Genomic DNA, 13525 nt, shown 5'->3' with positions numbered 1-13525 from the left:
GGGGGACTTTATCGCTTACCGTCATCGATTCACTGCAAATTTTTTAGTGTTAATATATAAATTTGGATCTGAAAAACATTTTCAGAACACATAATCTTATACTTTCGCATAAAGTAGAAAGATTATACAACAGCTTAAGATATATCAGAATGAGCAAATTGTTACGTGCAAAGGAAGCCTCATTGGCCAGAGTTTACACTACCAAGGAAAAAGGGATCTACCCTTATTTTAGACCGATCTCTTCTTCTCAGGACACTGAAGTTGATATTGACGGTAAGAAAGTGTTAATGTTCGGATCAAACTCCTACCTGGGACTGACAAATCATCCCAAGGTGAAAGAGGCCGCCAAACGTGCCATTGACAAGTACGGTACGGGGTGTGCAGGATCGAGGTTCCTCAATGGTACCCTTGATCTTCACCTGGAACTGGAACGTCGCCTGGCGGAATATGTAGGCAAAGAATCCGCTCTGTGTTTTAGTACAGGGTTCCTGGCTAACCAGGGTGCGTTATCGAGCCTGACGGGCCGTAATGATTATATCATTCTGGACGAGCTGGATCACGCTTCCATTATTGATGGCAGTCGTCTGTCCTTTTCGAAAGTTATCAAGTACCGCCACAACAACATGGAGGACCTGGAGGCTAAATTATCAGCACTGCCACAGTCTTCTATCCGTCTGATCGTTGTGGATGGTGTGTTCAGTATGGAAGGTGATATTGCCCGCCTGCCGGAAATAGTAGCCCTGGCTGATACCTATGGCGCCAGTGTCATGGTAGATGATGCACACGGACTGGGGGTAATTGGAGTGAATGGTGCCGGTACAGCGTCTCATTTTGGTCTTACCGACAAAGTAGATGTCATCATGGGTACTTTCAGTAAGTCTTTTGCGTCTCTCGGTGGCTTTATTGCCGGCGATAAAGATGTGATCGAATACCTGAAGCATGCTGCCCGCTCCCTGATCTTCAGCGCGAGTATGACGCCTGCAGCCGCAGCCAGCGTAATTGCCACTCTGGACATCATCATGTCCGAGCCTGACCACATTCAGCGCCTGTGGGACAATACCAACTATGCACGTAACTTATTAAAGGAAGCAGGTCTCGATACCGGAGATGTATCAGAAACACCTGTTATACCGATCTATATCAGGAATGAAGAAAGCGTATTCCGCATCACGCGTATGTTGCAGGATGAAGGCGTATTCGTGAACCCAGTGGTACCTCCGGCAGTTCAACCGGATGCGACACTGATCAGGTTCTCTCTGATGGCAACGCACACCTTCGCCCAGATCGAGACGGCAGTAGATAAGATAACGGAGACATTTATACGTGCCGGTGTACCTTTAAAGCAAAAAATATAAATGGAAACATTGCAGACATCTCAGCAAACGGTACATGCTCCACAACAAACCAACGGTTTACCCAAGGTGACTATTCAATCAGTTACCAGCAAGAAACAGTTGGCCCAGTTCATCGACTTCCCGCACGATCTGTACAGGAACGATGAAAATTATGTACCTGAGTTGTTTATTGCTCAACGTGACCTTCTGACTCCGGGAAAACATCCATTCCATGAACATTCACAGCTGCAGGCGTTCCTTGCCTTCCGCGGTAATGAAATAGTGGGCAGGATAGCAGCTATCGACAATACGAACCACAATATTTTCAATAAAACGAACGATGGCTTCTTTGGTTTCTTCGATTGTATCAACGACAAAGAAGTAAGCCAGGCCTTGTTCAATGCAGCCATCCAGTGGCTGAAAGAACGTAAGCTGAGCACCCTGATCGGCCCTGTTAACTTCTCTACCAACGAAACCTGCGGGTTACTGATAGAAGGGTTTGACGGTCAGCCGGTGGTGATGATGACTTACAACTATCCCTACTATGTCAAACTGATTGAAGAGGCAGGGCTGGGAACGAAGATCACCATGTTCGCCTGGAAGATCATTCCCCAGTACATGAACGACCGGCCTTTCCGTGTGATGACAGTATTGAAGGAGAGACTGACCAGACGTAATATCACCTTCCGTAGTGTCAATCTGAAAAATTTTGATGAGGAAGTAAAGAACATCCATGCGATCTATAACAGCGCCTGGGACAAGAACCTTGGTTTTGTGCCGATGACAGAGAAGGAGTTCGAGTACCTGGCGAAAGATCTGAAAATGATCCTGGATCCTGATTTCGGTATTGTAGCAGAAGAAAATGGGAAAATGGTGGGGTTTGCCCTGGCTATCCCGGATATTAACCAGATCCTTAAAAAGATAAAAAGGGGACGCTTATTCCCTACTGGTATACTGAAACTGTTACTGGGCAAAAAGAAAATAAATGGTGTGAGGGTATTGGCATTGGGTGTATTGGAATCTCACCGCAAACTCGGAATTGATGCCTGTTTTTATGGGGAGTTAATGAAAGTGGGCAGGGCAAAAGGCGTTGCTTACGGAGAAGGATCCTGGATCCTGGAAACTAATGAAATGATGAATGCCGCTATGCGGGGTATAAACGCAGATCCTTACAGGACCTACAGGATATACGAAAAAGAAATATGAAACCCCGGATACTGATAACAGGCGCCAGCGGTTTTGTAGGATATCATCTGGTGGAGACAGCATTGGCTGCAGGAATGGAGGTTTACGCTGCCGTACGTGCAGCCAGTAATGTCTCTCACCTGAAACATTTGCCGGTAAATTTTGTTTATCCTGATTTCAGCAGTAAGGATGATCTGAAAGATCTGATCGTGAAGTATGGATTCGATTATATCATTCATGGAGCAGGTATAACAAAGGCAAAGTCTTTGGACGAATATAACAGGGTCAATGCAGGATATACCCTTAACCTGGCGGTAGCAGCCGGGGAATCGGGAGTATCCATTAAGAAGTTTGTATTTATTAGCAGTCTGGCGGCCGTAGGCCCCATAGCATATGATGCCAGCTGGCCTGTACCGGATGTGGAGAAGCCCCAACCGGTGACCAGTTACGGAAAAAGTAAATTACTGGCTGAAGAATACCTGGGAGTTATTTCAGATGTCCCCTGGGTAGTATTAAGGCCCACCGCAGTGTATGGGCCAAGAGAACGGGACCTTTTCGTATTGTTCAAGACATACAGACGGGGTTTGGAACCTTATATGGGTAAAGGCGCCCAGTGGTTGAGTTTTGTCTACGTCAAGGATCTCGCACAAGCAGCATTGCTGGCACTGACAGCTCCTGTGTCAGGAACTGTGTATAACATTTCAGATGGTAACAGGTACAATCGTTACGCACTGGCCGATGTTATAAAGCAATATCTGAAGCTGCATACTTTTCGTGTTCACCTACCTCTGCCTGTTATCAGAACTGTTGCCACTATTATGGAAATGGTGAGTCGTGGGGCTCCCTTGCTGAATAGGGACAAACTGAATGAATTGACGGCTGAGAACTGGGATTGTAACATTGAAAAGATACGGCAGGACCTGGGCTACCGCCCTGCATATAACCTTGAAAAAGGAATGCGGGAAACGTTAGACTGGTACACCACCAACAAATGGTTTTAGGTTAAAACAGTTAAATAAAAGTCTCACATTTTTATGAAACATCAAATTAAAGAAGCAAAAGGGAAACTGGGTGTCCTGATGCCGGGCCTTGGCGCGGTAGCCACGACATTCATTGCCGGAGTAGAATCAATTAAGAAAGGGCTATCCAAGCCCATTGGCTCTGTTGCACAGATGGGCCATATCCGACTGGGAAAAAGAACAGAAAACAGGAATCCGCTGATTAAGGACTTCGTTCCTTTGGCGAATCTGAATGATCTTGTATTTGGTGGTTGGGATGTGTATGAAGACAATGTGTATACCGCTGCAGTCAAAGCTGAAGTACTTGACAGGTTTATGCTGGAAGCTATCAGGCCGGAACTGGAATCTATCGTTCCAATGAAGGCAGCTTTCGATAAAAACTTTGTTAAAAATCTGGATGGTACACACGTTAAGGACTACAAGACCCGTTATGACCTGGCACAGGCCGTAATAGAGGATATCAAAAATTTCCAGAAAGAGAAAGGTTGTGACCGTGTTGTAATGGTATGGTGCGGTTCTACCGAAATATATCACGAAGCTGCAGATGTTCACCAGTCACTGGCGACATTTGAACAGGGGCTGAAAGATAACGATCCGCGTATTGCTCCGAGCATGATCTATGCATATGCGGCGCTGACGCTGGGCGTTCCTTTTGCGAACGGTGCGCCTAACCTGACCTGTGATATCCCTGCTCTCGTAGAATTGTCCAAGAAAACTAAAACCCCTATCGCCGGTAAAGACTTCAAAACTGGTCAGACCCTGATGAAGACCATCCTGGCCCCAGGTTTGCAGGCACGTGCACTGGGAATGGAAGGCTGGTTCTCCACCAATATCCTGGGTAACCGCGATGGATGGGTACTGGACGATCCTGATAACTTTAAAACAAAAGAAGTATCCAAACTGGGTGTGTTGGAAGATATCCTGATGCCGGATGAACATCCTGAACTGTATGGTGATATGTACCACAAGATCAGGATCAACTATTATCCTCCGCGTAAGGACAACAAGGAAAGTTGGGATAACATTGACATATTTGGTTGGATGGGCTATAAAATGCAGATCAAGGTGAATTTCCTTTGCCGCGACTCTATCCTGGCTGCGCCAATCGTACTCGACCTCGCTCTGTTCATTGACTTTGCGAAACGTGCCGGTATGAGCGGTATCCAGGAATGGCTGTCCTTCTATCTTAAATCACCACAAACAGCACCAGGCCTGCGTCCTGAGCATGACATCTTCAAACAGCTGATCAAGCTGCAGAATACGCTGCGCTACCTGATGGGTGAAGATCTGATCACGCACCTGGGGCTGGATTATTACGAAGGAATTTTAAACGAAGGATGATCCGAATTCATAAAATAATCGCTACCAGCCTGGGCATAGGCTACATTGGCAAGGGCGGAGGCACGGTTGCTGCCGCCGTGACAGCTCTTTGCTGGTACCTTGCGCAGGCTGGTGGTAATATATCTGTGATGTGGCCGCTGGCAATTACCATCGCAGTTACATTGTTAGGCATTTGGTCCGGTACGGAAGTTGAACCTTATTGGGGTAAGGACGACAAAAAAGTGGTGATAGATGAAGTGTCCGGTATGTGCTTTAGCCTGCTGTTCCTACCGGTAACCCCGGGGTACATACTGGCAGGGCTTGTATTGTTCAGGTTCTTTGATATCCGTAAACCATTACTGATCCGCCGTACCGAGCAGTTACCGGGAGGACTTGGAGTAATGATGGATGACGTAGTAGCAGGAGTATATACCAACTTGTTGCTGCAGATTGTTTATCACAGTAACGTTTTTGGAAAATGATGAAGTTTTTGAAGGCTCAGGCCTCATCACTGATAGCGACAGGTCTGGATTTCCTTGCGGTGATCCTGCTGTCAACCCAGGCTGGAACCTGGTATGTCGGTGCTAATATGGCCGGTACCTTTACAGGTGGGGCCGCCAATTTTATGATTAACCGGCAGTGGGTCTTTAATAAGGAGAAAGGCGCGATAGGAGGACAAGCACTGCGCTATGGTATCACCTGGGTGGGGAACATGCTGCTGAATGCAGCAGGAGTGTGGCTTATACTACATTTTACAGGATGGTACAGTCTTATAGAAAGAGTAGCCATGGTTAAAATGATAGTATCATTGCTGATTGGGTTTACTTATAGTTATATAATGCAGAAGCGGTTCGTTTTTAAAGATGTTAGATAGAATGAATGGTAGTAAAAATATTAGTTTAGGTCTTTTGTTATTGCTTACGCTCGGCTTTAGTTCAGTATTTGCGCAGACAACGAAGGTGAAGGGTGTGGTTACAGACAAAACAGGTGCCCCCTTGCCCTTTGTAAGCGTTTTTGTGCCCGGTACTTCCTTTGGCATCTCTACTGATGCTGCAGGCCGGTACGAATTGCAGTTTGATAGCCCAAAAGATAGTGTACGCTTTTCCCTGATGGGGTACAAAGCCGTTGTAATACGGATACAGAGAGGTAACGAACAGGTGAGGAATGTGAGCCTGGAAAATGGTGCAAAAACCCTGGGTGAAGTGGTAATCAGGCGTAAGAAAGAAAGATATCGTAACAAGGATAACCCGGCTGTAGAGTTGATCCGACTGGTCATTGATAACAAATCAAAGAACAGAATGGAGCATTATGACTATGCCAACTATAACCAGTATGAGAAACTGGAGTTTGCACTGAGTAATGTCTCTGAAAAAATCAGCAACAACCGGTTCACCCGGAAGTATAAATTCGTGTTCGATAACCAGGATACAACCAAGATGGCAGGACGCTCGCTCCTCCCGATGTACCTGGAAGAGAAACTGGCGGATGTATACTACCGCAGGGATCCCGAAAAGAAGAAAACGATCATCACAGCTGATAAGAAGGTCAGCTTTGAGAATTATATCGATAACCGCGGTCTGAGCGCTTATCTGAACCACATTTATCAGGACGTGGATATCTACGACAACAATATGATGTTGTTCACCAACCAGTTCCTGAGCCCCATCGCAGATGCGGGTCCTACTTTCTACAAGTACTTTATTGCCGATACCATCAAAACGGCAGACAGCACAAAACTGATTGTCCTGGAATTCTATCCCAGGAACAAAGCAGACCGTTTACTGGAAGGTAAAATGTATATCACGCTGGATGGGAAATACGCTATACAGAAGGCGGATATGACGGCCAATAAAGAGATCAACCTGAACTTTATCCGTGATTTCCACCTCTATATGGACTTCGAAAAGACACCAGATGGCCGTTACTTCATGAATAAGAACACCCTGATGGCCGATTTTGGTCTCTTCAAGGGTAAGAGCGGTCTTTACGGAGAACGTACAGTGTCCCTGAAGAACATGGTGATCAACAAGCCTATGCCGGAAAAGTTCTATGAAGGAAGCTCCTATGTTGAAAATGAGGAGGAGGCTGTGAAGCCGGAAAGCTTCTGGGAACAGAACAGGCATGATACGCTGACCACCGCAGAATCGAAGGTATATGCCAATATTGACAGCCTGCAGCATATGAAGTCCTTCAGGCGCACTATGGACATTGCAACCCTGTTGCTGGCCGGCTGGAAGAGCGTAGGTCCCAAGTTTGAAGTAGGCCCGGTGAATACGTTCTATAACTTCAACCCGGTGGAAGGCTTCCGCCTGAGGTTGGGAGGAAGGACCACACCTAAGTTCAATAAGAGCATTTACCTGGAAGGATACGGCGCCTACGGTTTCAAGGATCAGAAATGGAAATATTACTTCGGAGGCTCTTATGCCTTTAACCATAAGTCCATTTACGACTGGCCGGTACGCGCTGTCAAGGCGAGCTACCAGCACGATACTAAGATCCCGGGTCAGGAGCTGCAGTTCGTACAGGAAGACAACTTCCTGCTGTCCTTCAAGCGTGGTAACAACGATAAATGGCTGTACAATGACATTTACAGGGTGTATTACCTGCATGAGCTGTACAACCACTCATCTTTCCAGGTAGGGTTCAAACACTGGCAGCAGACGCCAGCGGGTACCCTGTCTTATTACAAAGGCACCAGCATTGCTGACAGTGTGAAGAAGATCACTACTTCAGAGTTGTCGCTGGAGCTGCGTTGGGCGCCTCATGAACAGTTCTACCAGGGTAAGAACTTCAGGATCCCCATCCCCAACAAATATCCTATCTTCACACTCAGAGCAATCGCGGGAGTGAAGGGGCTGTTCAACAGTGGTTACAATTACCAGAACATCACCCTGAATATTTATAAGATGGTATACCTTTCACAGCTTGGATATAGTGAGGTGGTTGTAGAGGGTGGCTACATCTTCGGACACATACCTTATCCGTTGTTGACCATCCACAGAGCGAACCAGTCATATGCTTACCAGTTACAGTCTTATAACCTGATGAACTTCCTGGAATTTGTGAGTGACCGCTATGCTGGTATAAATATTGACCATAGCTTTAATGGATTTATCTTCAATAAGATACCTTTGCTGAAAAAATTGAAACTCCGTGAGGTAGCAACGGTGAAGGTGCTGTACGGAGGATTGAGCAAAGGCAACGATCCAAGGCTGGATCCGACGAAGATACAGTTCTCAAATTATTCAGATGGAGTGCCGATCACCTATACACTTGGCAATACGCCATATGTGGAAGGTAGCGTCGGTATCGCCAATATATTTAAACTGCTCAGGATAGATCTCGTAAAGAGGTTTACTTACCTGGATAACCCATTGATTTCTAATTGGGGTATCAGAGGCAGAGTTAGATTTGATTTTTAATGTTTTTCAATCGTAAGCCATGAAAAAACGATTCAGAGATAAGTTGCAGCAAGCAATTTACGTAGTGATCAACCCTTTGGTAAAGGGCCTGATCAAGATGGGGCTGACGCCTAACGCTGTCACCCTGATCGGATTCCTGCTGAACATAGGTGTGGTAGTGATATTTGTGACGGGAGTCGAGGAAGGCAACAGGGGAGACCTGTCCTACGTAGGATGGGCCGGTGCCCTGATCCTTTTTGCAGGGTTATTTGATATGCTGGACGGTCAGGTAGCCCGCCTGGGAAATATGGGGTCGCGTTTCGGGGCCCTGTTTGACTCTGTACTGGACCGATACAGCGAAATGGTCCTGTTCCTGGGGATCTGTTATTACCTGATCGGACATCACTATTTCCTGAGCTCCATATTCGCCTTTATTGCGCTGATCGGCTCTATGATGGTAAGCTATACCAGGGCGCGTGCGGAAGGTCTTGGTATTGAGTGTAAAGGAGGGCTGATGCAACGCCCGGAAAGGATCGTGATCATTTCCGTATCAGCCATCGCCTGCGGTATCACTTCACATTTCATTGGCGGGGATTACAAACTGTTTATACCGGGTATTCCTTTCCATGTATTTGAAACCATCTCGATCTTTACCTTCCCACTGTTCATTATGGCGATCATGACCAATATAACAGCGGTAGGCCGCCTAAAGGATGCAAAGAAGGCAATGGATCAGCAGGACCAGGTAACCCGCGTGATCAGAAGCGCTACCACCACTCCGGTGATCGCACTGCTCATCATGGTAATGCCTGTTATGACAATGGCGAATGTACAGAAGGTGAGAACAGAACCGGTATTCCCGGTACCGCAGAATATTCCGCATATGCTGTTCTACATGCAGCGTACGCCGAATGCGAACACGATTGTGTACGACCTGAATCTGCAGAAAGATGGTACACTGGACGAAGATCAGCCGGTGAATATTTACTGGATCAGGTACACGGAAAATGGTGAAAAGAAAGGATTAAATTATATACAACGTAAATTTGCCTACGGACTGAAGGTAAAACAACTGGCGAAGGACAGATATGAAATACGTTCCGTAGCCTATGATAAGAAAAAGATGTACCTGATGAGGTCTGCCCAGGGCGACTACCATATCTACACGCAGATCGGTACCGTAATGGCGCAGCTGAACAGGATCTACCTGCAGATCGAAGGTGGCACCTTCTGGTTCCCGAACGTGGTATACATAGAAATGAAAGGAGTAGACCCTGCTACCGGCAAAGAAATAAAGGAGCAGTTCAAGCCATAAATGGTTGATAGTTAAATTCAAGACGAATGAGTAATAGACAGTACGTTTCCAACTCGCAAGAGTCTGTGCCTATGTTCAAGAACGGACTACTGGAAAAATTATCTAAGGTACATTTCAGCATTCCGCTGTTCTTATACGTTCCTGTTATCGTTTATTGCTGCTGGACGGCGCTGGTAACAGTGAATACAGGTGTACTGATATGGCTGCTCAGCGTACTGGCGGGTATCTTTATCTGGTCGCTGACAGAATATATCATGCATCGCTTTGTATTCCATTTTGAACCGGAGTCTTCCTGGGGAAGAAAGCTGCACTTCATTTTCCATGGTGTGCACCATGATTATCCCAATGACAGATTACGCCTGGTATTGCCGCCATCTGTGAGCATACCGCTGGCGCTGGGCTTCTGGTTCCTATATAGAAGTTTTATACCCGAAATATATTTCTACGGATTTTATGCAGGCTTTATAGGCGGATATCTTTTCTACGATATCTCCCACTATGCCCTGCACCATTTCAATTTTAAGGCAAAGTTCTGGAAGAAGTTAAAGAAACACCACATGATGCATCACTATGCCGATGCTTCCAAAGGGTATGGTGTGAGTTCTTCGTTCTGGGACAAGATCTTCGGATCAGATTTTCAAAAGTGAGATAAGATGGATGCACCGGTTCCTGCCAGGCCTACAACTGCTTTTTTTGATAGGCGAAATATGCTGATCGTTACTGCGATCAGCATAGCTTATCTGTTGCTTTCAGGCTGGCTGGTTGGCTTTAAGACTGATCAGCTATGGCTGATTGCTATTTTTAATGTTTGCTATTACGTATCAAGACCGACCCGGCGTTTTATACTGGGTTTTTCGATCTTCATTTTTTATTGGATCGTGTTCGATTATATGAAGGCATTCCCGAATTACCTGACGGGGCCTGTACATATCAAGGACATTTATGAGACGGAAAAAGCATGGTTCGGCGTGATGATGGATGGGGTGAGAGTAACCCCGAACGAATACTGGCTGCATCATACCAGGGTATGGCTGGATGTGCTGACAGGATCATTCTATTTATGCTGGGTGCCGGTACCGCTGGCATTCGCTACTTACCTGTTTTATAAGGACAGGCTTGAATTCCTGCATTTCGCCTTTAGCTTTATACTGGTTAACTGGATCGGGTATATCATCTATTATACTTATCCTGCCGCACCACCATGGTATGTACAGTTACATGGTTTTGACTTCATAGCCAGCACTCCGGGTAATACCGCCGGACTGGCCAGGTTTGACACCGCGCTGAACGTTAATATCTTCGGATCACTATATGCAAAAGGATCAAACGTATTCGCAGCAATGCCATCATTGCATTCTGCCTATCCGCTGATCGTATTCTTTTACGCCAGGAAGACCACCAATCTGTTCTTTACGACTATTTTTGGGATCATCTCCCTCGGTATCTGGTTTGCAGCAGTTTATACCAGCCATCATTACGTACTGGATGTATTGGCAGGAATTGCCTGCGCCGGCGTAGGTATTGCCTTATACAGGCTCGTACTGATGAGGAGTGTGGCTTATAATGAGCGGATCAACAAGTATTATTTAGCTGTTACGAAGTAGCTTTTTGTTTGCCCAGGCGGCGTAGCAATTCTTCCACTTCATTGCCATAATTACGTTTAAAGTGAAATCGTTGCGCCTTCAGGAGCATTTCCCTGGCAGTGTCTTCGTCTTGTTCTTTCAGGGCGAGCAATGCCAGGTTCCTATAGGCATAGGCATTACCTTTATTGAACTGCAGTGATTTCAGTATGAGTTCCCTGGCCGCCGCCGGAAATCCCAGGTGCATCAGCACATAGCCTTTATTGTTATAGGCATAGGCGCATTCCTCATCATACGCAATGGCCTGATCAAAATAAGAGATCGCTTCCACATACAGTTCCAGCTTGATACATTCAAATCCGAGGCTGTTCAGCAGTTCGGAAGACCCCGGATTCAGGGATAAGGCATGTGCGTACAGGCGTTGTGCCCCTGCATGATTGCCCAGCTCACTGTAACAATGCGCTACTTCTGCCAGTACGCCTGTATGCTGCGGATGTTTTTTGTGTACCTTTTCATAAAAGGGGAGGGCCTTTTGAAAATTCCTTTCCACTCTCCAGGTCACCCCCGACAGCCATAATGCATTCACATGATCGGGCTGCATCTGTAACACCAGGTGGCAGAGCGCCCGGCACCTATGGATATCATTATACTGCAGCAATGCCTGTGCCTCCCTGAAATACCTTTCTACAGCTAATTTCTTCTGCTGAGGGCCATAAAACAGCCGGATCAGCGGGTGGAAGAAACTGATATGGGAAGTCTTGACACGGGGGCTACGGAAAGGGACATCGGTCTGTATATTCCTGAGCGCCCGGATCTGTTCCAGGTAGCTGTCGAAGATGATACCAAGGGACTGGAATTTGTACTGGCAGCGGTTTTCTATGCTGAGCAGCGAGAGGATGATGTGCTGCGGATGGAGTTGTTCATCTCCCAGTTTTTTCTGGTAATAAGCCGCATTTTCCAGCATTCTTTCCGCCTCTGTCATAATAGGAACCTTTGGCCTGTTACCCGTGGGGATGATAGTACCGGGGCGTTGTTCCCAGTTGAGGGCATGCAGCCACCCGATCAGCTTTTCCCTGTCTGCGGTATCGATCGCGATATCGCTGGCATAAGAGTCCAGAATACCCAGGAGGATCATCTGGCTATCTATGTAAAAAAGCTTCCTCTCCAGGCTAAAAGTCCTGGCATAGGCAAATGCTGTCTTCAGTTCATAGGAGGAAGTCAAAAGCATCAGCAATGGTTAAGTACAATATCAAATTTATATTATTTATGGGTATCTGCCAGCGGTCAAATTGCCAGAATTCAATGCGCTGATACCTCATTCCGGGGGCGTTCCGGTCAATCATCACAAATGCAGATCCTCCGTTAAAACAAGTATACCATTTTTCACTGCAATTGGATTGTGACTGAGGGTGTTATGCCGGGAAAAATGAAAAGAATGGTACAGGCCGTATAGGCGTTGGCTGGTTAAATGTTTGATATTCATATTCACAAATTTTTCAATAATGCCTAACTTCATCTCATGGAAGAATCAGAAAAGTTAAAAAGGGTGGTAGAAGCGCGTATGAAGCTGAAAGCCCGTTTTGAGGACAAGATCAGACAGACGCCTTCTGTTGCCGACGATAAGCCAATGGGTTCCGGTAAGCCGAACCGTCATGGCATGCCGGTAGTACCTGTTGGTCAGATCATCACCCATAAATGGCCAGTGCTGGACCTGGGTATTGAACCGGAGATTCCCCTGGATGAATGGAGACTGGTGATAGATGGAGCGGTGGAACACCCGGTGGAACTCACCTGGGACGATTTTATGGCTTTGCCGCAAACAGAAGATACTTCCGACTTCCACTGTGTAACCACCTGGTCCAAACTGGACATGAACTGGAAAGGAGTACGCCTGCTGGACCTGGCAGCACTGGTGCAGCCTAATGAGAATGCCACACATATCCTGTGTTACGGATATGATGATTATACCACCAATGTTTCCCTGGAAGAAGCATTGAAACCCGATGTGTTGCTGGTGCATACCGTTGAGGGAGCGCCTTTGCCGATAGAACATGGCGGTCCTGTAAGAATGATTACGCCTCAGTTATATGCCTGGAAGGGATCAAAATGGATCCACAGGATAGAATTCCTGACACAGAACAAATTAGGCTTCTGGGAAGAGCGGGGTTATTCCAATACTGCGTATCCCTGGAGGAACGACCGTTATAGCTGATTTGCCCGGCCCGATTCCCGGGGGCATTGTGTCCCCGGGCTACAAACACACAGTGTTACCCCTCCATTTCCTCCCTAATTGTTTGATTTTTATCATTTTTACTTTGTTATGTATAATTCTGTTGATGTGACGAGTTGTAGCTTTGTGGTCTCAAAAAGT

General features: G+C 46.4%; 12 protein-coding genes. 11 read left to right on the top strand and 1 reads right to left on the bottom strand.

Annotated elements, in window-relative coordinates; all coding sequences use genetic code 11:
- The first annotated feature begins 149 nt into the window (after positions 1–149).
- From F3I09_RS08785 to F3I09_RS08740, 10 genes are read left to right on the top strand one after another with little or no spacing between them, the layout of a single operon-like run.
- A complete protein-coding gene (locus F3I09_RS08785; RefSeq protein WP_149694663.1) occupies positions 150–1355 on the top strand; it encodes an aminotransferase class I/II-fold pyridoxal phosphate-dependent enzyme in 1206 nt (401 codons plus the stop codon).
- On the top strand, positions 1356–2540 hold the full coding sequence (locus F3I09_RS08780; protein ID WP_223233180.1) for a hypothetical protein: 1185 nt from the start codon (positions 1356–1358) through the stop codon (positions 2538–2540). It begins immediately after the preceding gene.
- On the top strand, positions 2537–3520 hold the full coding sequence (locus F3I09_RS08775) for an NAD(P)-dependent oxidoreductase (protein ID WP_149694662.1): 984 nt from the start codon (positions 2537–2539) through the stop codon (positions 3518–3520). The genes F3I09_RS08780 and F3I09_RS08775 overlap by 4 nt, the downstream gene beginning before the upstream one ends.
- Before the next feature lie 33 nt (positions 3521–3553).
- The gene (locus F3I09_RS08770; protein WP_149694661.1) at positions 3554–4879 is read left to right on the top strand and encodes an inositol-3-phosphate synthase; all 1326 of its coding nucleotides are present in this window, start codon (positions 3554–3556) and stop codon (positions 4877–4879) included.
- Complete coding sequence (locus F3I09_RS08765; RefSeq protein WP_149694660.1) at positions 4876–5340, top strand: phosphatidylglycerophosphatase A; 465 nt, start codon at positions 4876–4878, stop codon at positions 5338–5340. The genes F3I09_RS08770 and F3I09_RS08765 overlap by 4 nt, the downstream gene beginning before the upstream one ends.
- Positions 5337–5732, top strand: a complete 396-nt coding sequence (locus F3I09_RS08760; RefSeq protein ID WP_149694659.1) for a GtrA family protein — start codon at positions 5337–5339, stop codon at positions 5730–5732. The genes F3I09_RS08765 and F3I09_RS08760 overlap by 4 nt, the downstream gene beginning before the upstream one ends.
- A 1-nt stretch (position 5733) precedes the next feature.
- Positions 5734–8280 (top strand): DUF5686 and carboxypeptidase-like regulatory domain-containing protein, encoded by a 2547-nt coding sequence (locus F3I09_RS08755; RefSeq protein WP_149694658.1) that lies wholly within the window; start codon positions 5734–5736, stop codon positions 8278–8280.
- Between the two features lie 19 nt (positions 8281–8299).
- On the top strand, positions 8300–9574 hold the full coding sequence (locus F3I09_RS08750) for a DUF4833 domain-containing protein (RefSeq protein ID WP_149694657.1): 1275 nt from the start codon (positions 8300–8302) through the stop codon (positions 9572–9574).
- Positions 9575–9600: 26 nt separating this feature from the next.
- Entirely contained in the window at positions 9601–10221 is a 621-nt protein-coding gene (locus tag F3I09_RS08745; RefSeq protein WP_149694656.1) for a sterol desaturase family protein, read from the top strand.
- A gap of 6 nt (positions 10222–10227) precedes the next feature.
- The gene (locus F3I09_RS08740) at positions 10228–11178 is read left to right on the top strand and encodes a phosphatase PAP2 family protein (RefSeq protein ID WP_149694655.1); all 951 of its coding nucleotides are present in this window, start codon (positions 10228–10230) and stop codon (positions 11176–11178) included.
- On the opposite strand, the gene F3I09_RS08735 is transcribed toward F3I09_RS08740, so the two are convergent.
- A complete protein-coding gene (locus F3I09_RS08735) occupies positions 11168–12382 on the bottom strand; it encodes a tetratricopeptide repeat protein (protein ID WP_149694654.1) in 1215 nt (404 codons plus the stop codon). The genes F3I09_RS08740 and F3I09_RS08735 overlap by 11 nt on opposite strands.
- Positions 12383–12673: 291 nt before the next feature.
- Here F3I09_RS08735 and F3I09_RS08730 point away from each other — a divergent pair, with 291 nt between their 5' ends.
- Positions 12674–13366: a sulfite oxidase-like oxidoreductase gene (locus F3I09_RS08730; protein ID WP_149694653.1), complete on the top strand. Its 693-nt coding sequence runs from the start codon at positions 12674–12676 to the stop codon at positions 13364–13366.
- Positions 13367–13525: the final 159 nt, after the last annotated feature.

The organism is Chitinophaga sp. CF418 (genome assembly GCF_900142925.1).
Classification (GTDB): Bacteria; Bacteroidota; Bacteroidia; order Chitinophagales; family Chitinophagaceae; genus Chitinophaga.
The sequence above is the reverse complement of the archived record's forward strand: the minus strand, read 5'-3'. Positions and strand labels throughout refer to the sequence as shown.

What these genes read in the sequence shown, in the direction of transcription:
- F3I09_RS08785 (WP_149694663.1), top strand. Translation starts at nt 150, where the DNA reads ATGAGCAAATTGTTACGTGCAAAGGAAGCCTCATTGGCCAGAGTTTAC.
- F3I09_RS08780 (WP_223233180.1), top strand. Translation starts at nt 1,356, where the DNA reads ATGGAAACATTGCAGACATCTCAGCAAACGGTACATGCTCCACAACAA.
- F3I09_RS08775 (WP_149694662.1), top strand. Translation starts at nt 2,537, where the DNA reads ATGAAACCCCGGATACTGATAACAGGCGCCAGCGGTTTTGTAGGATAT.
- F3I09_RS08770 (WP_149694661.1), top strand. Translation starts at nt 3,554, where the DNA reads ATGAAACATCAAATTAAAGAAGCAAAAGGGAAACTGGGTGTCCTGATG.
- F3I09_RS08765 (WP_149694660.1), top strand. Translation starts at nt 4,876, where the DNA reads ATGATCCGAATTCATAAAATAATCGCTACCAGCCTGGGCATAGGCTAC.
- F3I09_RS08760 (WP_149694659.1), top strand. Translation starts at nt 5,337, where the DNA reads ATGATGAAGTTTTTGAAGGCTCAGGCCTCATCACTGATAGCGACAGGT.
- F3I09_RS08755 (WP_149694658.1), top strand. Translation starts at nt 5,734, where the DNA reads ATGAATGGTAGTAAAAATATTAGTTTAGGTCTTTTGTTATTGCTTACG.
- F3I09_RS08750 (WP_149694657.1), top strand. Translation starts at nt 8,300, where the DNA reads ATGAAAAAACGATTCAGAGATAAGTTGCAGCAAGCAATTTACGTAGTG.
- F3I09_RS08745 (WP_149694656.1), top strand. Translation starts at nt 9,601, where the DNA reads ATGAGTAATAGACAGTACGTTTCCAACTCGCAAGAGTCTGTGCCTATG.
- F3I09_RS08740 (WP_149694655.1), top strand. Translation starts at nt 10,228, where the DNA reads ATGGATGCACCGGTTCCTGCCAGGCCTACAACTGCTTTTTTTGATAGG.
- F3I09_RS08735 (WP_149694654.1), bottom strand. Translation starts at nt 12,382, where the DNA reads ATGCTTTTGACTTCCTCCTATGAACTGAAGACAGCATTTGCCTATGCC.
- F3I09_RS08730 (WP_149694653.1), top strand. Translation starts at nt 12,674, where the DNA reads ATGGAAGAATCAGAAAAGTTAAAAAGGGTGGTAGAAGCGCGTATGAAG.